The following is a 22,156-nucleotide window of genomic DNA, read 5'->3' as shown; positions in this document are numbered from 1 at the left end:
GCGTTAACGTATGTCGCTCAGGTTAACGACCGCTAACCGGGTTGTCTAGAATCGATCGCATGACCACGACCGCCAGGACCACCGCACCGACGCGACGCGAGCAGATCCTCAACGAGGCCGCCCGCCTGTTCGCCGAGCGCGGCTTCCACGGCGTGGGCGTGGACGAGATAGGGGCGGCCGTCGGCATCAGCGGCCCCGGGCTCTACCGCCACTTCCCGGGCAAGGACGCGATGCTCGCCGAGCTGCTCGTCGGCATCAGCGAGCGGCTCCTCACGGGTGGCCGCATCCGGGTCGGCGAGACCACCGGCGACCCCGAGGCCGTGCTCGCCTCCCTCGTCGACGGGCACATCGACTTCGCCCTCGACGACCGGCCGCTGATCACGCTGCACGACCGGGAGCTCGACCGGCTCAAGGACGAGGACCGCAAGCGGGTCCGGCAGCTCCAGCGGCAGTACGTGGAGCTGTGGGTGCCGGTGGTGCGGGAGCTGTACCCGGCCGTGGGCGAGGCCGAGGTGCGGACCACCGTCCACGCCGTCTTCGGGCTCCTGAACTCGACCCCGCACCTGGCCGCACTGGGGCGCGAACCGATGGAGGCGCTGCTGCGGCGCCTGGCGCACGGGGCGTTCGGAGCCCTGGCGGCCGAGTAGGGCGCGGGAGAGGGCGGGGTCCGGGAACCGGGACGGGCTGCTCGTCACGCAGCGTACTCGGACAGAATGAACCCCATGCCGATACTCAGCCGTCCCGCCCTTGTCGAGCACCTCGTGCGTACCCGGATCGCCGGGGACGTCGCCACGCCGCGCGACAACAACCTCTCCCACTACAGAAAGCTCGCCAACGGCGACCGGCACTACTGGCTCGGTCTGGAGCTCGGCGATCGCTGGAGCGACGAGCAGGACGTGCTCGCCGTGATGGCCGAGCGGTGCGGGGTCGTCGACGACCCGGCCCACCGGACCGGCCAGGACACCATCGACCCCGAGCTGACCGTCGACGGCCTCGACCGCATGGCCGCCCGGCTCCGCAAGGCCGCCGCCGGCAAGGAGCGGGTCCTCTTCGCGACCGGGCACCCGGGCGCGCTCATCGACGTCCACAGCCGGGTCGCCGCCGCACTGCGCGCCCAGGGCTGCGACATCGTCCGGATCCCCGGCGGGCTGATCGCCGACGAGGGGTACGTCGTGCAGTTCGCCGACGTCGCCGTCTTCGAGCGGGGCGCCACCCTCTGGCACACCCACTCCCCGGAGCCGATGAACGCGATCCTCGACGCGCTCGGCGAGGAGGGCCGCCCCGACTTGGTTGTCGCCGACCACGGCTGGGCCGGGCGCGCGGGCCAGCGCGGCATCGACTCCGTCGGTTACGCGGACTGCAACGACCCGGCCCTGTTCATCGGGGAGGCCGAGGGCACGATGCAGGTGACGATCCCGCTCGACGACCACGTGATCGACCCCCGTTACTACGAGGCGATGACGGCGTACACGCTGGACGCGGCGGGCCTGCTCTAACCCTGCTCCGGAGGCTTCTCCGGCGACCGGGCCCGGCGTTGTCCCAGGCCGGGCGTCGGGTCCAGGTAGACCCGGCGGATCGCCGGGAACCGCTCGCGGAGCTGGCCTCGGCGTCCTCGCAGGCCCATTCGATCTGCTCCGCCGAGGCGACGTCCCGGAAGTCGATCTTCGCGGCGACCAGGACCTCGGAGGGCCCCTGGATGAGGGTCGTCAGGTCGAGGACGTCCACGATGTGCGGGACGGTGAGCAGTTCCTCGCGGACCGCGTCCCGCGTGTGTGGATGCCGTCGTAGATCGAGAAGACCGCGCCGCCGACGAAGGTCGCGACGGCCGCCGGCATCGCCCACACGTACCGCTCGCCCGCGTACCCGACGGGATGGTCCTCGTCGGCGGGCTTGTCGCTCCGCTTGAGCGCGGTGAGCAGCATGGCCTCGGTGACGGTGTCGGCGACCGAGTGCGCGGCCTCCGACAGCATCGCGCTGGACCCTCCCCCATAGCCCTTCGGGCATGGGAGGTGCCCCCACGACACCCGCGACGGCCTTGGCGACGGCGATCCCGAGGTTCGCCGCCGCCGCCACGATCACGGTGAAGGTGCTCTCGCCGTTCCCCGCGCCTGCGCCGTTCTCCGCCATGATCGGACGGTATGTCCGGTCATCAGCGCGGAACGCGCACGACACCCTCCTGGATGACGGAGATCGCCAGCTTCCCGTCCTGGGTCCAGATCCGGGCCTGGCCGAGCCCGCGCCCGCCGGAGGCGGAGGGGGACTCCTGGTCGTAGAGGAGCCATTCGTCGGCCCGGAAGGGCCGGTGGAACCACATCGCGTGGTCGAGGGAGGCCCCGACGACGTCCCCGACGGCCCAGCCGCCCCGCCCGTGCGCGAGCAGGACGGAGTCGAGCAGCGTCATGTCGGAGACGTACGTGGCCAGGCAGACGTGCAGCAGGTGGTCGTCGGCCAGCTTGCCGTTCGTACGGAACCACACCTGCGAGCGCGGTTCGCGCGGCTGCCCGACGGAACCCCAGGGCGGGGTGTCGGCGTACCGCAGGTCCACCGCCGCCCGCGCCTCGACCAGCCGGTCCGCGACCTCCGCCGGCAGGTGCCGGGGCAGCATCTCGGCGGCCGTCGGCAGCGACTCCGGGTCCGGCGCGGCCGGCATGTCCGACTGGTGGTCGAGCCCCTCCTCGTACGCCTGGAAGGAGGCGGAGAGGTGGAAGATCGGCTGCCCGTGCTGGACGGCGACGACCCGGCGGGTGGTGAAGGAACGGCCGTCGCGGATGCGGTCGACCGTGTAGACGATCGGCGCGCCCGGGTCCCCGGGGCGCAGGAAGTACGCGTGCAGGGAGTGCGCGAGACGGTCTTCGGGCACGGTCCTGCCCGCCGCCACCAGCGCCTGGGCGGCCACCTGGCCGCCGAAGACGCGGGGGACGAGCGCGGAGCGGGACTCGCCCCGGAAGATGTCCCGCTCGATCCGCTCCAGGTCGAGCAGATCGAGCAGGGCATCCAGGGCGTCCGGAGCACAGTGCTCGTCGTGCGGGTCGGGCACGTGGACTACAGGCCCATCGACTTCGCGATGATCGACTTCATGATCTCGCTGGTGCCGCCGTAGATGCGGTTGACACGGTTGTCGGCGTACAGGCGGGCGATCGGGTACTCGTTCATGTAGCCGTAGCCGCCGTGCAGCTGGAGGCAGCGGTCGATGACGCGGTGCGCGACCTCGGTGCAGAAGAGCTTGGCGCTCGCGGCCTCGGCCGGGGACAGCTCGCCGGCGTCCAGGGCCTCCAGGGCGCGGTCGGCGACGGCCTCGGCCGCGTCCACCTCGGCCTGGCAGGCGGCCAGCTCGAACTTGGTGTTCTGGAAGGAGGCGACCGGCTTGCCGAAGACCGTGCGGTCCGTGACGTACTGCTGGGCGAAGCGGACGGCGGCCTTGGCCTGGGCGTAGGCGCCGAAGGCGATGCCCCAGCGCTCGGAGGCGAGGTTGTGGCCGAGGTAGTAGAAGCCCTTGCCCTCCTCGCCCATCAGGTCCTCGACCGGGACCTTGACGTCGACGAAGGCCAGCTCGGCCGTGTCGGAGGTGCGCAGGCCCAGCTTGTCCAGCTTGCGGCCGATGGAGTAGCCCTCGGACTTGGTGTCGACGGCGAAGAGGGAGATGCCGAAGCGGCGGTCGTCGGCCGACGGGGCGGACGTACGGGCGCAGACGATCACGCGGTCGGCGTGGACGCCACCGGTGATGAAGGTCTTCGAGCCGTTGAGGACGTAGTGCGTGCCGTCCTCGGAGAGCTTGGCGGTGGTCTTCATGCCCGCGACGTCGGAGCCGGTACCCGGCTCGGTCATCGCCAGCGCCCACATCTCCTCGCCGGTGACGAACTTCGGCAGGTAGCGCTTCTTCTGCTCGTCGGTGGAGAGCATCTTGATGTACGGCAGGGCGAGCAGCACGTGCACACCGGAGCCGCCGAACTGGACGCCCGCGCGCGAGGTCTCCTCGTACAGGACGGCCTCGAACTTGTGGGTGTCCAGGCCCGCGCCGCCGAACTCCTCGGGCACGTTGATGCCGAAGATGCCCAGCTCGCCGAGCTTGTCGTAGAACTCGCGGGGCGCCTGGCCCGCCGCGAACCACTCGTCGTAGACGGGAACGACCTCGGCCTCGATGAAGGCGCGGATGGTCTCCCGGAACGCCTCGTGGTCCTCGTTGAATACGGTACGGCGCACGGTGCGTCTCCTCCGGTGTGCGGGGCGGGCCCAGTTGTCTAAGCGCTTGCTCAGGGTTCTCTCTCGAAGTTACCCATCGGTCACCCGCTCTGTCCAGACTTCTCGCCTGTGATCCAGGCCCGCCCCACGGAGTCGTACCCGTACACGGGCCGCCCCTTCGCCCCGCTCGTCCGAAAGGGTGCACCGTCCTCGTCCCCGATCCGGACCGTGCCCCGGCGCCCCTCCGAGCTCCACTCCAGCTCCAGGTACCAGCGGCAGTCGCATCCCGCCGCCCCCGCGAAGACCAGCAGCTCCTCCGGCTCGGCGGCGCTGACCGCGTACGGGAAGGAGACCGCCGGGAGCGCCCGGCCCTCCTCCCCGGAGGCGTCGTACCCGTCCAGCGCCCGCGCCACCGGCCGCGGCCGGTCCAGGTCCACCTCGAAACGGCGCGGCGTCACCGCCCCGCCGCACCCGTCGTCCATCCGGTACGCCGCCCACGGCAGCGGCGCGCCCCGCTCCACCACCCGCACGTGCAGCGCCTGGAGCACCACCGCCGCCGCACCCTTCCCCTGCACCGACACCCGCACCAGCGTCTCCCCGCCGTCCACGGCCCCCTGCGCCGCCGCCCAGCTCCGCGCGTCGGCCGCCTCCGGCGGGGGAGGGGGCGTCCGCTCCGCGAGGTAGGTGTGCCCGCACCCGTTCTTCCAGAGGTCCGAGGCGACGGTCCACGTCAGCGGCGCCGGTGGTTCGGCGGCCCGCTCCCGGGTCTTCCCGGGCAGGAGTACGGCTCCGAGCGTCACCGTCCCCACGACCGCCAGCGCCCCGCAGACCACGCCCACCCACCCCCACCGGCGCCTCCGCCGCTCGGACGGGAGGCCCGGCACGCGCGCGTGCACGGGTTCCAGCTCGGGCTCGGACGCAGGCTCCGGGGCCGGCTCGGGCTCCGGCGCCGGCTTCGGTTCCGGGCCGGGCTCGGGCTCCGGGCGGGGCTCGGGCTCCGGGCCGGGCTCGGGTTCCGCGTCGGGCTCGGGCTCCGCTTCGGGCTCCGGTGCCGGAGGGCGGCGGGCGCCGTCCGCGCGGGTCCAGGCCACCTCCAGGGCCCGCCGCTCCTCCTCGTCCGCCCCGCACAGCAGGGCGAGGCGGTCGACCACGGCGAACTCCTCCGGGACGGTCGCGCCGGAGCAGTAGCGGTGGAGGGTGGACGCGCTGACGCTCAGGCGCCGGCCCAGCGCCTCGTAACTCCTCCCGTCCCGCGCCTTCAGCGCGCGCACGAGCCGCGCGAACTCCTCGACGGCGGCGTCCTTCGGCATTCCATCCCCCTCGACCCTGCGTTCCACCCTTCACGTCCTTGCACGTCAGCGGGGGTGGAATGGTTCCGGGACGGATGGTGGGCGCGTCACCGTTGCAGGCGGCGGGCGCCGGCCCGACGCTGGTTGAGCACTGACCGAACGACCCGACGGGGGATCCACCACCATGAACAAGCTCCGTACCGCACTCGCCACCGCCGCCGCTGCCGCCCTGGGCCTCGCGGCCCTCGCCACGGCCCCGGCGCAGGCCGCCGCCCAGCCCGCCTTCCTCGCCGCCTCCCAGATGCCGCCGTCGTCGACGCCGTGGACCGCCACCCAGGTCTTCACCGGCATCCCGGAGAACGGCGGCGCCCTCTGCGCCCCCTACAAGATCCCGGCGCAGAACACCCGCTACCGCGAGTTCAACACCGAGCTCGACACCAACGGCGTCCAGATCACCACCGTCGCCCGCACCGAGGCCGACGCCGTCAAGCTGGTCGACACCCTCCGCAAGGCCCTCGCCGGCTGCGGGCCCCTGCTTGAGCGGCAGAACCCGGGCCTGCACGCCGTCAGCGCCTCCCACGGCAAGCTCGCCGTCGAGGAGGGTGCCTGGGTCTACAGCCTGGACACCGCCGACCCGCAGATCGGCATCACCGACATCCACCTCTTCTCCGTCGGCCGCGACGGCCGCACCGTCACCCTCGTCCGCTGGGGTCAGATGGGCGACTTCAAGGACGCCCCGCTGACCGCCTTCCGTACGACGACGAAGACCGCCGTCAACAAGCTCTACTGATCCGGCCCGGGATCACCCGGACGCGGACCCGAGGGCGAACCACAGCTCCATGCGGACGTCCGGATCGTCCAGATCCCGGTCGAGGAGCGCCGCGCAGCGGGCGATCCGCTGCCGGACGGTGTTGCGGTGGAGGCCCGTCGCCACCGCCGTCCGGTCCCAGCTGCCGTGCAGCGACAGCCAGACGCGCAGGGTCTCGGTGAGCGGCTCGGCCAGCGGGGCGAGGAGGGTACGGGCGTACGCGGCTGCCTCCGCCGGGTCCACGAGCCCCGCGAACCCGGAAGGCCGGTGCCGGGCCAGGGGGGTACGGGACGCCTCCGCGCGCCGCAGGGCCCGCGCGGCCTCCGCGTCGGCTGCGGCGAGGTCCCGGGCGTCGACGGGGGCGGCGACCCCGAGCGTCCACCCGGGCTGGGGGGCCGGGGCGGGGGCGGAGGCGGGGAGGAGGAGACGTACGGTGCCGGCGGCGGGCGCGGCCCCGGGCGCGGCTTCGGCCGTCCCGGGCGCGGCTCCGGCCGTGGCCCCGGGCGCGGCTCGGGTCCCGGCCCCTGGTGCGGCTTCGGCGCCGACGCCCGTCCCCGCGCCCCCGCTCGCCCCCGTGTCCACCAGGGGTGTCCCGAGCGCCGCCGCCAGCGCCGTCGCCGCGAACGGGGTGCCGTCGCCGCCGCGGGCGTGGACCACCGTCCAGGGGCCCGCGCCAAGGGTGGCCGCCGCCTCCTCCGGGGCCGCGCCCAGGAGCAGGCGGACCAGGGCCCCGTCCCGTACCGTCACGTCCGCGCCCCGGTGCGGGGCCGTCAGGAGCGAGAGCAGCACCACCGCGACGCCCGCGATCGTGTGGTCGCCGGGATCGCGCCGCTCCGTCGCCACGCCGAGCGTCAGGCCGTCCCCGCCGCCCAGCGCGTACGCCGCGAGCCGCCGCCCGCCGCCGTCCCCGCTCGCCGAGGCCGGGCCTCTAGGGGGGAGCGCGCCGATCAGGACGGGCTCCCGGCGCCCTGCGACCCCGTCTCCCGCGTTGTCGTCGGTCGCCGACGCTCCGCGTCGACTCTCTCCTCCGCCTTGGATCCGGGGCCCCAGGGCGCCGCTCGCTGATCCGTCCTGATCGGCGCGCTCCCCCCTCGGGCGCGGCCCGAGGACCCCCACCAGCTCGCGCAGGGCCCCCGCCGCCTCCGCCGGGATCTCGCGGCCCGCCGCCGCCGACTCCGTACCGTCCGCACCGAACAGCACCGCCCGCCCGCCCAGCCGGGACGCCAGTGCGCCGAGCACCGCCGGGACCGGGGCGGGCCGGGCCGCGGCCGTCGCCAGGGACTGCTGCGCCTCCGTCACCCGGCGCAGCTCGTGCAGCCGGGCCTCCGCCATCAGCCGCCACAGCGCCCGCGCCACCGCCGTGAACGGGGTCTTCGGCGGCACCTCGACCAGGGGGAGGCCGTGCCGGGCGCAGGCCTCGACGAGCGCCGCCGGGACCGTGTCGTAGACGGGCGTCACCCCGAAGCCGAGCGCCGCCGCCCCCGCCTCCACCACCCGCGCCACGTAGTGCGCCGGGTCGGTGAGCAGGACGCCCGCCGTCATGAGCAGCTCGCCGCCGAGGAGGTACGGATACGGGTCGGCCATCTCCGAGGTGTGCACCCAGTGGAGCGGGACGTCCGAGGGCCCGGCGAGCAGCCGCAGCCCGAGGTCCCGGCGGGCGAGCAGCGCCGCCAGCGGGACCGGCGGCGCGGGGGGAGTGGAGCCGGGCTCCGGTGCGGGCGGTGACGTCGGCGTGGCCATCGGAGTGGACCCTTCGTACATCTGCTGTCCGTACAGTGGAGGGAACGTACACTTCAATGTCGCTTTCGGGCCACTTACTGTCGAGCCGGACCCACCCACACCCCAGGAGGACCCGACCATGAGCAGCAGCGACCAGAACACCCCGCGCGGCCCGATCGACTCGTCCCGCACCCCGCGGTACGCCGGTCCCGCGACGTTCGCCCGGCTGCCGCGACTCGACGAGGTCGGCACCACCGACATCGCCGTGGTCGGCGTCCCCTTCGACAGCGGCGTCTCCTACCGCCCCGGCGCCCGCTTCGGCGGCAACGCCATCCGCGAGGCGTCGCGCCTCCTGCGCCCCTACAACCCGGCGCAGGACGCCTCCCCGTTCGCCCTCGCCCAGGTCGCGGACGCCGGTGACATCGCCGCCAACCCCTTCAACATCAACGAGGCCGTCGAGACCATCGAGGCCGCCGCGGACGACGTCCTCGGCACCGGCGCCCGCATGATGACCCTCGGCGGCGACCACACCATCGCGCTGCCGCTGCTGCGCTCCGTCGCCAAGAAGCACGGCCCCGTCGCCCTGCTCCACTTCGACGCGCACCTCGACACCTGGGACACGTACTTCGGCGCCGAGTACACGCACGGCACCCCGTTCCGCCGGGCCGTCGAGGAGGGCATCCTCGACACCGAGGCGCTCTCCCACGTCGGCACCCGCGGCCCGCTCTACGGCAAGCAGGACCTCACCGACGACGAGAAGATGGGCTTCGGCATCGTCACCTCGGCCGACATCTACCGCCGCGGCGCCGACGAGGTCGCCGACCAGCTCCGCCAGCGCATCGGCAACCGCCCGCTGTACATCTCCATCGACATCGACTGCCTCGACCCGGCCCACGCGCCCGGCACCGGCACCCCCGAGGCCGGCGGCATGACCTCCCGCGAGCTCCTGGAGATCCTCCGCGGCCTCTCCTCCTGCAACCTGGTCTCCGCCGACGTCGTCGAGGTCGCCCCGGCCTACGACCACGCCGAGATCACCGCGGTCGCCGCGTCGCACACGGCGTACGAGCTCACGACGATCATGTCCCGCCAGATCGCGGCGAGCCGCACCGCGCAGTAGGCGTTCCCGTCGGGTGTGGCACGCTCGCCGCGAGCAGCGCGCCGCGCCCGGCCGGCCGGGCCGCACCGCACCCACCACGCCACGCCCAGAGGGACGTCATGACCCACGACCACGATCTGGTACTCCGCCCCACGGAGGCGCAGACGACCGCCGCGCTCAACCCGCCCTCCGGGCGCAACGGCGGCGACCTCGTCGTCGAGACCCTCACCGGCCTCGGCGCGACCACCGTCTTCGGCCTGCCCGGCCAGCACGCGCTCGGCATGTTCGACGCCCTGCGCCGCTCCGCCCTGCGGTACGTCGGCCTCCGCGTCGAGAACAACGCGGGCTTCGCCGCCGACGCGTACGGCCGGATCACCGGCGAGGCCGCCCCGCTGCTGCTCTCCACCGGGCCCGGCGCGCTCATGTCCCTCGCCGCGCTCCAGGAGGCGGCCGCCGCGTCCGCGCCGGTCCTCGCGATCGGCAGCCAGATCCCCGTCGCCGGTCTCGGCGGCGGCCGGCACGGCTACCTCCACGAGCTGCGCGACCAGCAGGCCTCCTTCCGGGACGTCGTGAAGTCCGTCCACACGGTCCGTACGCAGTCCCAGATCCCGTCCGCGATCGCGGCGGCCTGGGAGTCGGCGCTCACCGCCCCGCACGGGCCCGTCTGGGTCGAGATCCCGCAGGACGTGCTCCTCGCCGAGACGACCCTGCCGGTGGTCACCGCCATGGACGCGACGCCCGAGGACGTCGTCCCGCGCCCCGAGCTCACGGCCGTCGCGGCCGACCTGCTGACGAAGGCCGCCCGGCCCGTGATCATCGCGGGCGGCGGAGTCGTACGCTCCGACGCCTCCGGCAAGCTCCTCGCGCTCGCCGAGCGGATCGACGCGCCCGTCGTCACCACCTTCGGCGGCAAGGGCGCCTTCCCCTGGGAGCACCCGCTCTCGCTCCAGTCCTGGCTGGAGGACCGGCACACCACCGACTTCCTGGAGGACGCCGACGTCCTCCTCGTCGTCGGTTCGGGCCTCGGCGAGCTGTCCTCGAACTACCACACGTTCGCCCCGCGCGGCCGGGTGATCCAGATCGAGGCCGACGCGGGCAAGCTGGAGTCCAACCACCCGGCGCTCGGCATCCACGCGGACGCCCGGATCGCCCTCCAGGCCCTCCTGGAGACGGTCGGCGAGCGCACGGACCCGACCGCCCCCGAGCGGGTCTCGGCCGTCCTGACCGAGGTGCGGGAGCGGATCGCCGCCCAGGACCTCGGCGTGGAGCAGCGGATCGTCGCCGCGGTGCGCGAGGCGCTCCCGGACCGGGCCCCGAGCTTCTGGGACATGACGATCCTCGCGTACTGGGCGTGGTCGGCCTTCGACGCCCGGCACCCGAACACCATGCACTCCGCCCAGGGCGCCGGCGGCCTCGGCTACGCCTTCCCCGCCGCCCTCGGCGCGGCCGCCGCGGACCCGTCGCAGCCGGTCCTCGCGGTCTCCGGCGACGGCGGCGCGATGTACTCGATCGCGGAGCTGGCCACGGCGAGGCAGTACGGCCTCGACGTGACCTGGCTGATCGTCGACGACGGCGGCTACGGCATCCTGCGCGAGTACATGACGGGCGCGTTCGGCGAGACCACGGGCACCGAGCTCACCCGCCCGGACTTCGTCGCGCTCGCCGAGTCCTTCGGCGTCCCGGCGGCGACGACGACCCCGGAGACGCTCGCGGCCGACCTGGCGAAGGCCCTGGCGACCCCCGGCCCTTCGGTGGTCGTGCTGCCCGCCCTGCTGCGGATGTTCGAGCCGACGCACCTCTGAGCTAGCGCGCCCCCGGACCCGCCGCCCACGCCTGGGCGCCGGGTCCGGGGCGCCCGCCCTCAGGCGAACAGCGCCCCGTACTTCTCCTTGTACGTGCTCAGCTGCTCGTTGTAGCCCTCGCTGAACAGCGCGGAATCGGTGTTGCCGAGGGCGCCCGACGGTATCCCCTTGGCCGGGATGAACGCCGGTATGCCCTGGAAGACCTCCGTCGCCGCCTTCGCGTGCGCCCCGCCGCGCTCCACGGCGGCCACGATGTGCTCGCCCGCCAGCTTGAGGTGCTGGCGCAGCTTGTTCTGGGGCGACCGGGCCGTTTCGTACAGCACCCCGGTCTCCGCGAGTCTGTTGGTCCGCGCCCCGATGCTCTCCAGCGCGCGCAGCGCGGCGTGGAGCTGCCCGCACAGATACGCCGGCCTGCGCTCGGCCTCCGACATGTCGTCCCCTCCTGGCCTTCGAGTGCACCGCCCCGCGGCGGCCCGTGACTCCCTACCCCGGCCGTCCCGGCAGGGAACACCCCGGTGCCGTCCACCGGGTGCACGCCCGGGGCGTGGGGGGCGGACGGTCCCGGGACCCGGGACCGGTGCCGTCCCGAATTGTTGCGGCGGGATGAAATCGCAGCCCAGGCGTGTTGGGCCTTCCGGTAGCGCAGGACGAACGGGAGGCCACTCGTGGCGGCGGCGGGGCAGAAACAGACGGCGGAACGGCAAGCAGAGCGGCAACAGGGGTGGGCGCGCAGGCTGGCCGGGTACGCGTGGCGCTACAAGGCCAACGTGGTGCTCGCGCTCGGGTCGTCGCTCGTCGGCATGGCCGTCCTCGCCATGGTGCCGCTCGTCACCAAGGTGATCATCGACGACGTCATCGGGACGAAGACGCGGGACCTCGGCACCTGGACCGGCCTCCTCATCGGCGCCGCCGTCCTCGTGTACGTCCTCACCTACATCCGCCGCTACTACGGCGGCCGCCTCGCCCTCGACGTGCAGCACGACCTCCGTACCGACATGTACGGCACCATCACCCGGCTCGACGGGCGGCGGCAGGACGAGCTGTCCACCGGGCAGGTCGTCGGTCGCGCCACCAGCGACCTCCAGCTCATCCAGGGCCTTCTCTTCATGCTCCCGATGACGATCGGGAACGTCCTGCTCTTCGTCATCTCGCTGGCCGTCATGGCCTGGCTCTCCATCCCCCTCACCCTCGTCGCGCTCGCCGTGGCCCCCGCCCTCTGGTTCATCGCCAAGCGCAGCCGCACCCGCCTCCACCCGGCCACCTGGCACGCGCAGCAGCAGGCCGCGGTGGTCGCCGGAGTCGTCGACGGGGCCGTGACCGGTGTCCGGGTCGTCAAGGGCTTCGGCCAGGAGGACCAGGAGACCGGCAAGATCCGGGAGGCCGGGCGCAAGCTCTTCGCCGGCCGGCTGCGGACGATCCGGCTGAACTCGAGGTACACCCCCGCCCTCCAGGCCGTGCCCGCCCTCGGGCAGGTCGCCGTCCTCGCCCTCGGCGGCTGGCTCGCCTACAAGGGCCAGATCACCCTCGGCACCTTCGTCGCCTTCTCCGCCTACCTGGCCTCCCTCGTCGGCCCGGTCCGGATGCTCGCCATGGTCCTCACCGTCGGCCAGCAGGCCCGCGCGGGCGTCGATCGGGTCCTCGACCTCGTCGACACCGAGCCGGTGATCCAGGACGGGACGAAGGACCTCCCGGCCGACGCGCCCGCGACGGTCGAGTTCGACGACGTCTCGTTCTCCTACCAGGACGGGCGGCCCGTCCTCGACGGCTTCTCCCTGGACATCCGCTCCGGCGAGACCGTCGCCGTCGTCGGCGCCTCCGGCTCCGGCAAGTCCACCGTCTCGCTCCTCCTGCCCCGCTTCTACGACGTCACCCACGGCGCCGTCCTCGTCGGCGGCCACGACGTCCGCGAGCTCACCCTCGACTCCCTGCGCTCCGCGATCGGGCTCGTCCCCGAGGACTCGTTCCTCTTCTCCGACACGGTCCGCGCCAACATCGCGTACGGCGCCCCCGACGCCACCCAGGAGCAGATCGAGACCGCCGCCCGTGCCGCCCAGGCCGACCGGTTCATCGCCGAGCTGCCCGAGGGGTACGACACCACGGTCGGCGAGCACGGCCTCACCCTCTCCGGCGGCCAGCGCCAGCGCGTCGCGCTCGCCCGCGCGATCCTCACCGACCCCCGGCTCCTCCTCCTCGACGACGCCACCTCCGCCGTCGACGCCAAGGTCGAGCACGAGATCCACGAGGCCCTGAAGTCGGTCATGGCGGGCCGTACGACCCTCCTCATCGCCCACCGCCGCTCCACCCTCGGCCTCGCCGACCGCATCGCCGTCCTCGACGACGGCCGCCTTTCCGACATCGGCACCCACGAGGAGCTGGAGGAGCGCTCCGCGCTCTACCGCCGCCTCCTGACCGACCCCGACGAGCTCGGCGCGGTCTCGCCCGGCCACGTCACCCCGGCCGAGGTCCCCGAGGACGCCACGCTGCGGGCCGAGCTCGACGCCGAGTTCGACGCCGAGCGGGGCATCACCCCGGCCCTGTGGGTACGGGACGCCGGAGCCGCCGAGGAGAGCCCCGCGCCCGGGGCCACCCCCGAGCTGCTCGCCGCCGTCGCGGCCCTGCCGCCCGCCGACGACACCCCCGGGATCGACGAGGCCCGGGCCGTGTCGCCCGAGGACGCGTACGGTCTGCGCCGGCTGCTCCGCGGCTTCGGCGTCCCGCTGCTCATCAGCCTCGGCCTGGTCGCGCTCGACGCGGGCGCCGGCCTGCTCCTGCCGGTCCTGATCCGGCACGGCATCGACGAGGGCGTGAACCGGCTCGCGGTCGGCGCCGTCTGGGCGGCCTCCGCGCTCGCCCTGGTCACCGTGCTCGTGCAGTGGGTCGCGCAGACCGCCGAGACCCGGATGACGGGCCGCACCGGCGAGCGCGTCCTCTACGCGCTGCGCCTGAAGATCTTCGCCCAGCTCCAGCGGCTCGGCCTGGACTACTACGAGCGCGAGCTCACCGGCCGGATCATGACCCGCATGACCACGGACGTGGACGCCCTGTCCACGTTCCTCCAGACGGGCCTGGTCACCGCCTTCGTCTCGGTCGTGACGTTCTTCGGGATCATGGGCGCGCTGCTCGTGCTCGACCTCCAGCTCGCCCTGGTCGTCTTCGCGACCCTGCCGGTCCTCGCCGTCGCCACGTACTTCTTCCGCCGGTCGAGCGTGAAGGCGTACGAGCTGGCGCGCGACCGGATCAGCGTCGTCAACGCCGACCTCCAGGAGTCGGTCTCCGGGCTGCGGATCGTGCAGGCCTTCCGCCGCGAGCGCTCGGGCGCGGACCGGTTCGCCGCCCGCAGCGACGACTACCGCGAGGCGCGCGTCCGCGGTCAGTGGCTGATCTCGATCTACTTCCCCTTCGTGACCCTGCTGTCCTCGGTGGCCGCCGCGGCCGTCATGATCGTCGGCGCGAACCGCATCGACGGCGGCACCCTCACCACCGGCGCGCTCGTCGCCTACCTCCTCTACATCGACCTCTTCTTCGCCCCCGTGCAGCAGCTCTCGCAGGTCTTCGACGGCTACCAGCAGGCCGCGGTCTCGCTGAAGCGGATGCAGGAGCTGCTCCGGGAGCCGACGTCGACGGCCGCCGCCGACGCGCCCCGGGACGTGAAGTCGCTGCGCGGCGAGATTGCCTTCGAGGACGTGTCGTTCGCGTACGACACCAAGGAAGAGGCCCTCAGCGGCATCGACCTGCGCATCCCCGCCGGGCAGACCGTCGCCTTCGTCGGCGAGACCGGCGCGGGCAAGTCGACCCTGGTCAAGCTGGTCGCGCGGTTCTACGACCCGACGGGCGGCCGGGTCACCGCCGACGGCACCGACCTGCGGGACCTGGACCTCACCGCGTACCGCCACCGGCTCGGGGTCGTCCCCCAGGAGGCGTACCTCTTCGCCGGGACGGTCCGTGACGCCATCGCCTACGGCCGCCCCCAGGCGACCGACGCCGAGGTCGAGGCGGCGGCCCGCGCGGTCGGCGCGCACGACATGATCGCCACGCTCGACGGCGGCTACCTCCACGAGGTCGCCGAGCGCGGACGGAACCTGTCGGCGGGTCAGCGCCAGCTCATCGCGCTCGCCCGCGCCGAGCTCGTCGACCCGGACGTCCTGCTCCTCGACGAGGCCACGGCGGCCCTCGACCTCGCCACCGAGGCCCAGGTCAACCAGGCCACCGACCGGCTCGCGGGCCGCCGGACGACGCTCGTCGTCGCCCACCGCCTGACCACGGCGGCGCGCGCCGACCGGGTGGTCGTGATGGACCGCGGGCGGGTCGCGGAGGACGGCACCCACGACGAACTGCTCGCCCTGGGCGGCCGGTACGCGGCGCTGTGGCGCACGTTCATCGGGGAGGCCGAGGAGGAGGCGGAGCCCGAGCGGGTGTGAGTGCGCGGGTGGGTACGGGCGTGTGTGCGCGGGTGAGCACGGGCGTGTTTGCCGGCGTGTGTGCGCGGGTGAGTATGGGCGTGTTGACCGGCGTGTGTGCGCGGGCGGGTTTACCGCGGCGTGTGTGCGCGGGTGAGTATGGGCGGGTTTACCGGCGTGTGTACGCGGGTGAGTACGAGTCGTCCGTCCGGATGAGTATCCGGGCGGATTCCCGTCCCTCACCCCCGCGGGCTTGGATGAGGGCATGAGCCCCGACCTCCGCCCCCGCGCCGCCTCGCCCGTCCCGATCACCCCTCCGGACGTCGAAGGCGCGCGGCTGCGGAAGCGGGCGCTGATCTGGGCCGGCCTGCTGCTGCCCGCGACCGTGCTCGCCGGCTTCCTCGTCCTCACCACCGAGGACGCCTCCCGCTGCATCGCCAAGGGGACCGGCTGCGGCGGCGCCCCCGGCTTCCTGTACGTCGCGAGCCTGGTGATCGCCGGCGCGGCCTTCGTGGCGGTGCGGAGCACCTCCCGCGCCGATGTCCGCCGGGCGGCGCTGTGGACGCAGCTCGGCGCGGAGGCCGTCTTCCTGCTGTGCGTCCTCACGACGTTCGCGTAGGACGCACGAGTCCCTCCCCGGCACCCGGGGCCGCGACCCTCCCCGGCGCCCGGAGGCAACCATTCCGGTGGCTGGCGCGTCGTACGCCCGTACGTCCGCATCTCCGTACGTCCGTACGGAGACGCGCTGACCCGCTCGGGAGGGGAACGCATGCCCACGGACACGACGCACGGACCACGCCGCCGGCGGCTGCTCGCCCGTGTCCTCGTCCCGCTCCTCGCCGCTCTCGCCCTGCTCGTGCTCCCCGGGCCCGGCCCCGGCGGCTCCACCGCCGACGCCGCCTCCGTCTGCCAGGGCCGCCCGACCAAGACCTACCGCTTCGCCACCGGCGAGCTGCGCCTCTACCGGACCCGTCACTACGCCTGCGCCGTCACCGTCGCCAAGCGCCCCGGCGCCGCCCGCCCGATGACCGTCTCCCTCCAGCCGCGCGGCGGCCGCCCCGCCGTCAAGGCCGGGCGGTTCGGCCGGCAGGCCGGCCCGGTCACCGTCCACGCCCTCAACCGCTGTGTCCGCGCCTACGGTTCGGTGGCCGGGCAGGGCAGGTCCACGGGCTGGATCTTGTGCTGACTCCGGCCCGGTTCCTCTGCTGATGCACAGGAAAGTCCAAGGGTAAGGAGCAACTGGGTCTGGCGGTCCACACGGTGCCCCCGCTAGGTTCGCGACACCGTTGTGAACCAAGGGGAGGACGAATGCGCAAGTCGCTCAGATGGCTGGTGTCGCTTTCGGTGCTCATAGGCACCGTCGGCTCCACGGGCGTGGCCACCGCCGCGGACACGGAGGCCGGCAGCACCACGGCCGTCGCCGATGCGCAGAGCGCGGACATCAAGGACCGCATCCTGGCGATCCCCGGGATGAGCCTGATCGAGGAGAAGCCCTACGCCGGCTACCGCTACTTCGTCCTGGAGTACGTCCAGCCGGTCGACCACCAGCGCCCGTGGGCGGGCACGTTCAAGCAGCGGCTGTCGGTCCTCCACAAGGACACGAGCCGCCCCTCCGTCTTCCGCACCAGCGGCTACGGGCTGAGCACCACCCCCAGCCGGGCGGAGCCGACCCGGATCATCGACGGCAACCAGATCTCGATGGAGTACCGCTTCTTCACGCCGTCGCGTCCGCAGCCCGCCGACTGGTCCAAGCTGGACATCTGGCAGGCGGCCAGCGACCAGCACCGGATCTACACCGCGCTGAAGCGGATCTACGCCGAGAACTGGCTCTCCACCGGCGGCTCCAAGGGCGGCATGACCGCCACGTACTACGAGCGTTTCTACCCGCGCGACATGGACGGCGTCGTCGCGTACGTCGCCCCGAACGACGTGGTGGAGAAGGAGGACTCGGCCTACGACCGGTTCTTCGAGAACGTCGGCACCAAGGACTGCCGCGACCGCCTGAACAACATCCAGCGCGAGGCCCTCGTCCGCCGCGAGCCGCTGCAGAAGAAGTTCAAGGAGTGGGCCGAGACCGAGGGCGTCACCTTCAACACGGTCGGCAGCCTCGACAAGGCCTACGAGGCCGTCGTCCTCGACTTCGTCTGGGCCTTCTGGCAGTACGCCGGCCAGGACGTCTGCGACCAGATCCCGGACGCGGCGACCGCGAGCGACGACACCGTCTACGAGACGATCGACGCCCACTCCGGCTGGGCCGCCTACGCCGACCAGGGCCTGGACTACTACACGCCGTACTACTACCAGGCGGCCACCCAGCTCGGCTCGCCCAGCATCAAGCAGCCGCACCTCGACGGCCTCAGCCGCTACGGCTACCAGCCGGCCCGCAACTTCGTCCCGAGCTCGATCCCGATGAAGTTCCAGCCGCATGTCATGCGGGACGTCGACGACTGGGTCCGCAAGAACGCGAACCGGATGCTCTTCGTCAACGGCGGTAACGACCCGTGGAGCGCCGAGCCGTTCCGCCTCGGCAAGGGCGCGCGTGACAGCTACGTCTACACGGCGCCGGGCGCGAACCACGGCGCGAACGTCGCCGGGCTCGTCGACGCCGAGCGGGAGAACGCCACCGCCCGCATCCTGGCCTGGGCCGGCGTCTCCGCCCCGGCCGTCGAGGCGGCGCAGCCGCTGGCGCGCTTCGACGCCCGCCTCGACAAGCCGGTCGACGAGGACGTGACGCGGGAGCACGGGCTGCGCCCGTAACCTCCGCTGTTGTTCTGTACGGGTGTGCCCGGCGATCCCCATCGGACCGCCGGGCACACCCGTATCGCGTGTCAGCGGTACGAGACGGCCTAGCGGTACGACAGGCCGTACCCGACGGGGTGGAGCACCCGGGTCGGATCGTCCGCGCTCTGCACCGGGACGGGCAGCCGTCCCTTCGGCCGGGCCCGCCCGGCCAGGACCCGTACCGCGGCGCGGAGTTCGACGTCGGTCCAGGAGTAGGCGGCGAGGGTCGCCCGCTGGCCGCTGATCCGGGCGATGTCGTACGGGTTGCGGATCGCGATCGTCACGACGGGGACGCCGCTCGCGACGAGCCGCGCGACGAGCGTGCGCTGCGGACTGGTCGCGGTGACGTTGTACGTGCCCACGACGACCACGTCCTGCCCGGCCGCCGCCGCCACCGCCTCCTCGATCTTCGCCGCCGTCGGGGTGATCCCGGTGGAGAGCGCGGTCGCGGTGAACCCGAGCTCCCCGAGGGCCGTCGCCAGGGTGGTGGTGGGCGGCCCGGTCGTGCCGGACGGCGAGGCCGGGTCGGCGCCGACGACGAGGACCCTGCCGTGGCCGGACGGGCTCAACGGCAGGAAGCCGTCCTCGTTGAGGAGCAGGGTCGTGGTCTGCTCGGCGATCCGGTCCGCCTGGGCCAGGTGCGCCTTGGTGCCGACCACCCGGTCGACGCCCGCGCGCGTCACGTACGGCTGCCGGAAGAGGCCCAGCTTCGCCTTGAGCCGCAGGATCCGCAGGATCGATTCGTCGAGCCGGTCCTCCGTCAGCTCGCCGTTCCCGACCGCCGCCAGGACCGCGTTCCAGGCGACGTCGAGGTTCGGCGGGTTGAGCAGCTGGTCGACCCCGGCCTTGAGTGCCAGGACCGGGACGCGCTCGTCGCCGTACTTGGTGCGCACGCCCTCCATGCCGAGCGAGTCGGTGACCACCACGCCGTCGTAGCCGAGTTGTTCGCGCAGGATGCCGGTGAGGATGGGCCGGGAGAGGGTCGCCGGGTCCTCGCTGGGGTCGAGCGCGGGGACCACGATGTGCGCGGTCATGATCGAGTCGATCCCCGCGTCGATGGCCGACTCGAACGGCGGCGCGTCGAGCTCGGCCCACTGCGCCCGGGTGTGGGTGATCGTCGGCAGGCCGTAGTGGCTGTCGACGGCGGTGTCGCCGTGCCCCGGGAAGTGCTTGGAGGTGGCCGCGACCCCGGCTCGCTGGTAGCCCTTGACCTGGGCGGCGACCAGACCGGCGACCGCCCGGGGGTCGGAGCCGAAGGAACGGACGCCGATGACCGGGTTCGCCGGGTTGACGTTGACGTCGGCGACCGGGGCGTAGTTCTGCCGGATGCCGACGGCGGCGAGCTCGGTGCCCGCGATCTGCGCGGCCCTACGGGCGTCCGCGAGCGAGCCGCCCGCGCCGAGGGCCATCGCCCCGGGCACCAGGGTGGCGGGCTCGCCGACCCGGCAGACGATGCCGTGCTCCTGGTCGGTCGAGATGAGCAGCGGGACCGGGGTCGGCTGGGCGAGCCCGGCCTGCTGGATGCCGTTGGACAGCTCGGCGATCTGGTGCGGGTCACGGGTGTTGTGGGCCCACGAGAAGTAGATGACGCCGCCCACGTGGTAGCGCTCGACCAGCTCGGCGGCGGTGCGGACGCCGATCTCCTTGAGGTTGGCGTCGATGTCGGCCTGGTCGGGGGCGGTCGCGGAGTGGCCGTACACCCGCATCACGAAGAGCTGGCCGACCTTCTCCTCCAGCGACATCCGGTCGATGATCCGCTGGAGGTTCCTGTCGGCGGTCTCCGCATGGGCGACGGGGGCGGTGACCCCGGTGACGGCGGCCGCGGCGGCTGCGGCGGTCACCGTGAGGAGGGTGCGTCGGGAGGGCGAGGGGGAGGGGGCGGGGGCGCGGTGGTGCACTGATGCTCCTTCCGGCCGTGCAAGGTTGAAGGAAACTTCCAAGGAGTCACGGATAGCCCGAAAGTAACTGCCAGGTCAAGGACCCGCGCAGGAATCGCCGCGCCCGGGTCCCGGTCGGTTGCGGCTCCCGGTCGCCTACGCCTCCGGGTCGGATACGCCTCCCGGTCGGTTACGCCTCCGGGGCGGACGTGACGGAGGGCCAGAGTTCCTGGAGCGTACGGACCGTCTCCCGGATCGCCGGGCGCCGCGCCGCTCCCGTCCGCCACATGGCGTGCAGCCGGCGCGTCGGCACCGGGTCGAGACGGACCGGCGTCACCTCCGGCGGCAGCGTCCCGCGACCGAGCCGCGGGACGAGCGCGATGCCCAGACCGGCCGCCACCAGGGCGACCTGGGTGTGGTTCTCCTCCGCCTGGTGGACGATCAACGGCTCGTACCCCGTGGTCCGCAGCGTCCGGGTCAGCCAGGTGTGGCAGACCGTCCCCGGCGGCTGCGAGATCCACCGCTCGTCCGCCAGCTCCTCCCGCCGCACCGACTCCCGGGCCGCCAGCGGATGGTCCCGGTGGACGAGGATGTCGCACAGGTCGTCACCGACGGCCGCCCGCTCGACCCCCGGCGGCGTCGGCAGCGGGGCGATGTCCCAGTCGTGCGCCACGGCCAGATCGATCACGCCCCGCGCCACCAGGTCGATCGAGAGGTGCGGGTCCACCTCCGACAGGCGGGCGTCGAGATCGGGGTGACGCCGGGCCAGCTCCGCGAGCGCCCGGGGCATCAGACCGCGCGCCGCGCTCGCGAAGCAGCCGATCGTCAGGCGCCCGGAGGGCAGACCGCGCCGCTCCTCGATCCGCACCTCGGCCTCCTCCACGAGGGCCAGCAACTGCTGAGCGGTGGAGGCAAGTTGGTGAGCCTCGTCGGTGAGGCGGATGCCGCGCCCGCTGCGTTCGAGCAGGGTCGTACGGGTCTCGCGCTCCAGCTTCGCGATCTGCTGCGAGACGGCGGACGGGGTGTAGCCGAGGGCGGAGGCGGCGGCGCCGACGCTGCCGTGGACGGCGACGGCGTGGAGGGCGCGCAGGCGGCCGAGATCCAGCACGAGGAACTCCCGTCGGAGAGATCGGAGGATGAAGAGATGCTTCATCCCACCATGAAGGAACCCGTGCTGGTGCTACATGGTGACGCGCGCGCATGCTCGACACCATGAGCCCCGCCCCCTCGCCCTCCCCCTCCTCCCCCTCCTCCGCCCCCACCCGCCTCGCCCCGGCCCACCTCGCGCTCGCCGCGCTCGTCGCGGCCGTCTGGGGCGTCAACTTCGTCGTCATCGAGATCGGCCTCGACCACTTCCCGCCGCTGCTGTTCTCCGCCCTCCGCTTCCTCGCCGCCGCTCTGCCGGCCGTCTTCCTCGTGGGCCGCCCCACCGTGGCCTGGAAGTGGATCGTGGGCGTCGGACTCGTCCTGGGCGTGGCCAAGTTCGGGCTGCTCTTCACCGGCATGGACCTCGGGGCCCCGGCCGGACTGTCCTCCCTCGTCCTCCAGGTCCAGGCGGTCTTCACCGCCCTCTTCGCCTTCGCGGCCCTCGGCGAACGCCCCGGCCGCCTCAAGGTGGCGGGCATGGCGGTCGCCCTCGCCGGCATCGGCGTCGCGGCGGTCGACGAGGGGGCGTTCGACGGCGCGGCGGGGGCGCTCACGGGCTTCGCCCTGGTGATCGCCGCGGCGGCCTGCTGGGGCGTCTCCAACGTCCTGACCCGCAAGGCCTCCCCGCCCGACGCCCTCAACTTCATGGTCTGGGTCAGCACCGTGCCCGTCCTGCCGCTCCTCGCCCTCTCCCTCCTCCTGGAGGGCCCGGAGCGCGACCTCGCGGCCCTGCGCGGCCTCGACTGGACCGGCGTCGGCGTCATCCTCTACGTCGCCTGGGTCACGACCGTCTTCGGTTTCGGCGCCTGGGGGTGGCTGCTCCGCCGCCACCCGGCCTCGTCCGTCGCGCCCTTCTCGCTCCTGGTCCCCGTCTTCGGCATGTCCTCGGCCGCCCTGTTCCTGGGGGAGGGCGTGAGCCCGCTCCGCTGGTGCGCGGCGGCGCTGCTGGTCGGGGGAGTGGCGCTGACGTCCTTCGCACCGGGAGCGCGCCGGGCCGCCACGCAGGCCGTGCGACCGGGGGAGGGTGCCCGCCCGGCTTCCGCGTCCGAGCGGGCGGGTGAC

The 22,156-nt window shown here is 73.4% G+C and carries 16 protein-coding genes and 2 pseudogenes; 10 read left to right on the top strand and 8 right to left on the bottom strand.

Annotated elements, in window-relative coordinates:
* Nucleotides 1-59: 59 nt before the first annotated feature.
* Entirely contained in the window at nucleotides 60-647 is a 588-nt protein-coding gene (locus tag ACFWWU_RS17365; RefSeq protein WP_384145636.1) for a TetR/AcrR family transcriptional regulator, read from the top strand.
* Between the two features lie 75 nt (nucleotides 648-722).
* Nucleotides 723-1,496 carry a phosphatase gene (locus ACFWWU_RS17360; protein ID WP_384145633.1) on the top strand — a complete coding sequence of 258 codons (774 nt, stop codon included), beginning with the start codon at nucleotides 723-725 and terminating at the stop codon, nucleotides 1,494-1,496.
* On the opposite strand, the pseudogene ACFWWU_RS17355 reads toward ACFWWU_RS17360, so the two are convergent.
* From ACFWWU_RS17355 to ACFWWU_RS17340, 4 genes and pseudogenes are all read right to left on the bottom strand, one after another.
* A pseudogene (locus ACFWWU_RS17355) lies at nucleotides 1,493-2,127 on the bottom strand (cation diffusion facilitator family transporter). The gene ACFWWU_RS17360 and the pseudogene ACFWWU_RS17355 overlap by 4 nt on opposite strands.
* Nucleotides 2,128-2,149: 22 nt before the next feature.
* Nucleotides 2,150-3,037, bottom strand: a complete 888-nt coding sequence (gene tesB, locus ACFWWU_RS17350) for an acyl-CoA thioesterase II (RefSeq protein WP_384145630.1) — start codon at nucleotides 3,035-3,037, stop codon at nucleotides 2,150-2,152.
* A 5-nt stretch (nucleotides 3,038-3,042) separates the two neighbouring features.
* Nucleotides 3,043-4,200, bottom strand: coding sequence for an acyl-CoA dehydrogenase family protein (locus ACFWWU_RS17345; RefSeq protein ID WP_329623319.1), 1,158 nt, complete (start codon nucleotides 4,198-4,200; stop codon nucleotides 3,043-3,045).
* An 80-nt stretch (nucleotides 4,201-4,280) separates the two neighbouring features.
* On the bottom strand, nucleotides 4,281-5,489 hold the full coding sequence (locus ACFWWU_RS17340) for a helix-turn-helix domain-containing protein (RefSeq protein WP_384145627.1): 1,209 nt from the start codon (nucleotides 5,487-5,489) through the stop codon (nucleotides 4,281-4,283).
* Nucleotides 5,490-5,652: 163 nt separating this feature from the next.
* Here ACFWWU_RS17340 and ACFWWU_RS17335 point away from each other — a divergent pair, with 163 nt between their 5' ends.
* The gene (locus ACFWWU_RS17335) at nucleotides 5,653-6,258 is read left to right on the top strand and encodes a hypothetical protein (protein WP_384145624.1); all 606 of its coding nucleotides are present in this window, start codon (nucleotides 5,653-5,655) and stop codon (nucleotides 6,256-6,258) included.
* A 12-nt stretch (nucleotides 6,259-6,270) separates the two neighbouring features.
* Here the strand turns inward: ACFWWU_RS17335 and ACFWWU_RS17330 are convergent, their stop codons facing one another.
* Nucleotides 6,271-8,016: a PucR family transcriptional regulator ligand-binding domain-containing protein gene (locus ACFWWU_RS17330; protein WP_384145621.1), complete on the bottom strand. Its 1,746-nt coding sequence runs from the start codon at nucleotides 8,014-8,016 to the stop codon at nucleotides 6,271-6,273.
* 118 nt (nucleotides 8,017-8,134) lie between these two features.
* On the opposite strand from ACFWWU_RS17330, the gene speB reads away from it, so the two are divergent.
* Together speB and ACFWWU_RS17320 are read left to right on the top strand one after the other, a co-directional pair.
* A complete protein-coding gene (gene speB, locus ACFWWU_RS17325; protein WP_384145618.1) occupies nucleotides 8,135-9,112 on the top strand; it encodes an agmatinase in 978 nt (325 codons plus the stop codon).
* A gap of 98 nt (nucleotides 9,113-9,210) precedes the next feature.
* The gene (locus ACFWWU_RS17320; protein ID WP_384145615.1) at nucleotides 9,211-10,893 is read left to right on the top strand and encodes a thiamine pyrophosphate-binding protein; all 1,683 of its coding nucleotides are present in this window, start codon (nucleotides 9,211-9,213) and stop codon (nucleotides 10,891-10,893) included.
* A gap of 59 nt (nucleotides 10,894-10,952) precedes the next feature.
* Here ACFWWU_RS17320 and ACFWWU_RS17315 read toward each other — a convergent pair whose 3' ends face one another.
* Entirely contained in the window at nucleotides 10,953-11,324 is a 372-nt protein-coding gene (locus ACFWWU_RS17315; RefSeq protein ID WP_384145612.1) for a hypothetical protein, read from the bottom strand.
* A 234-nt stretch (nucleotides 11,325-11,558) separates the two neighbouring features.
* Between ACFWWU_RS17315 and ACFWWU_RS17310 the strand changes: the two genes are divergently transcribed.
* The 4 genes from ACFWWU_RS17310 to ACFWWU_RS17295 all read left to right on the top strand — a co-directional run bounded on the left by ACFWWU_RS17310 (nucleotide 11,559) and on the right by ACFWWU_RS17295 (nucleotide 18,047).
* Complete coding sequence (locus tag ACFWWU_RS17310; RefSeq protein WP_384145609.1) at nucleotides 11,559-15,311, top strand: ABC transporter ATP-binding protein; 3,753 nt, start codon at nucleotides 11,559-11,561, stop codon at nucleotides 15,309-15,311.
* A 244-nt stretch (nucleotides 15,312-15,555) separates the two neighbouring features.
* A complete protein-coding gene (locus ACFWWU_RS17305) occupies nucleotides 15,556-15,909 on the top strand; it encodes a hypothetical protein (RefSeq protein WP_384145606.1) in 354 nt (117 codons plus the stop codon).
* A gap of 150 nt (nucleotides 15,910-16,059) precedes the next feature.
* Nucleotides 16,060-16,476, top strand: a complete 417-nt coding sequence (locus tag ACFWWU_RS17300) for a hypothetical protein (protein WP_384145603.1) — start codon at nucleotides 16,060-16,062, stop codon at nucleotides 16,474-16,476.
* A 122-nt stretch (nucleotides 16,477-16,598) separates the two neighbouring features.
* Nucleotides 16,599-18,047 carry an aminopeptidase gene (locus ACFWWU_RS17295; protein WP_384145600.1) on the top strand — a complete coding sequence of 483 codons (1,449 nt, stop codon included), beginning with the start codon at nucleotides 16,599-16,601 and terminating at the stop codon, nucleotides 18,045-18,047.
* Nucleotides 18,048-18,136: 89 nt separating this feature from the next.
* Here ACFWWU_RS17295 and ACFWWU_RS17290 read toward each other — a convergent pair whose 3' ends face one another.
* On the bottom strand, nucleotides 18,137-19,912 hold the full coding sequence (locus ACFWWU_RS17290) for a glycoside hydrolase family 3 protein (protein WP_384145597.1): 1,776 nt from the start codon (nucleotides 19,910-19,912) through the stop codon (nucleotides 18,137-18,139).
* Between the two features lie 226 nt (nucleotides 19,913-20,138).
* Entirely contained in the window at nucleotides 20,139-21,056 is a 918-nt protein-coding gene (locus ACFWWU_RS17285; protein WP_384145594.1) for a LysR family transcriptional regulator, read from the bottom strand.
* A gap of 104 nt (nucleotides 21,057-21,160) precedes the next feature.
* On the opposite strand from ACFWWU_RS17285, the pseudogene ACFWWU_RS17280 reads away from it, so the two are divergent.
* Nucleotides 21,161-22,147: pseudogene (locus ACFWWU_RS17280) on the top strand (EamA family transporter); the annotation flags it as partial.
* Nucleotides 22,148-22,156: the final 9 nt, after the last annotated feature.

Origin of the sequence: Streptomyces sp. NPDC058650 (genome assembly GCF_042717315.1) — a bacterium.
Lineage (GTDB): Bacteria > Actinomycetota > Actinomycetes > Streptomycetales > Streptomycetaceae > Streptomyces.
Note: the sequence above shows the minus strand (reverse complement) of the source record. Positions and strands in the feature narration are given on the sequence as shown.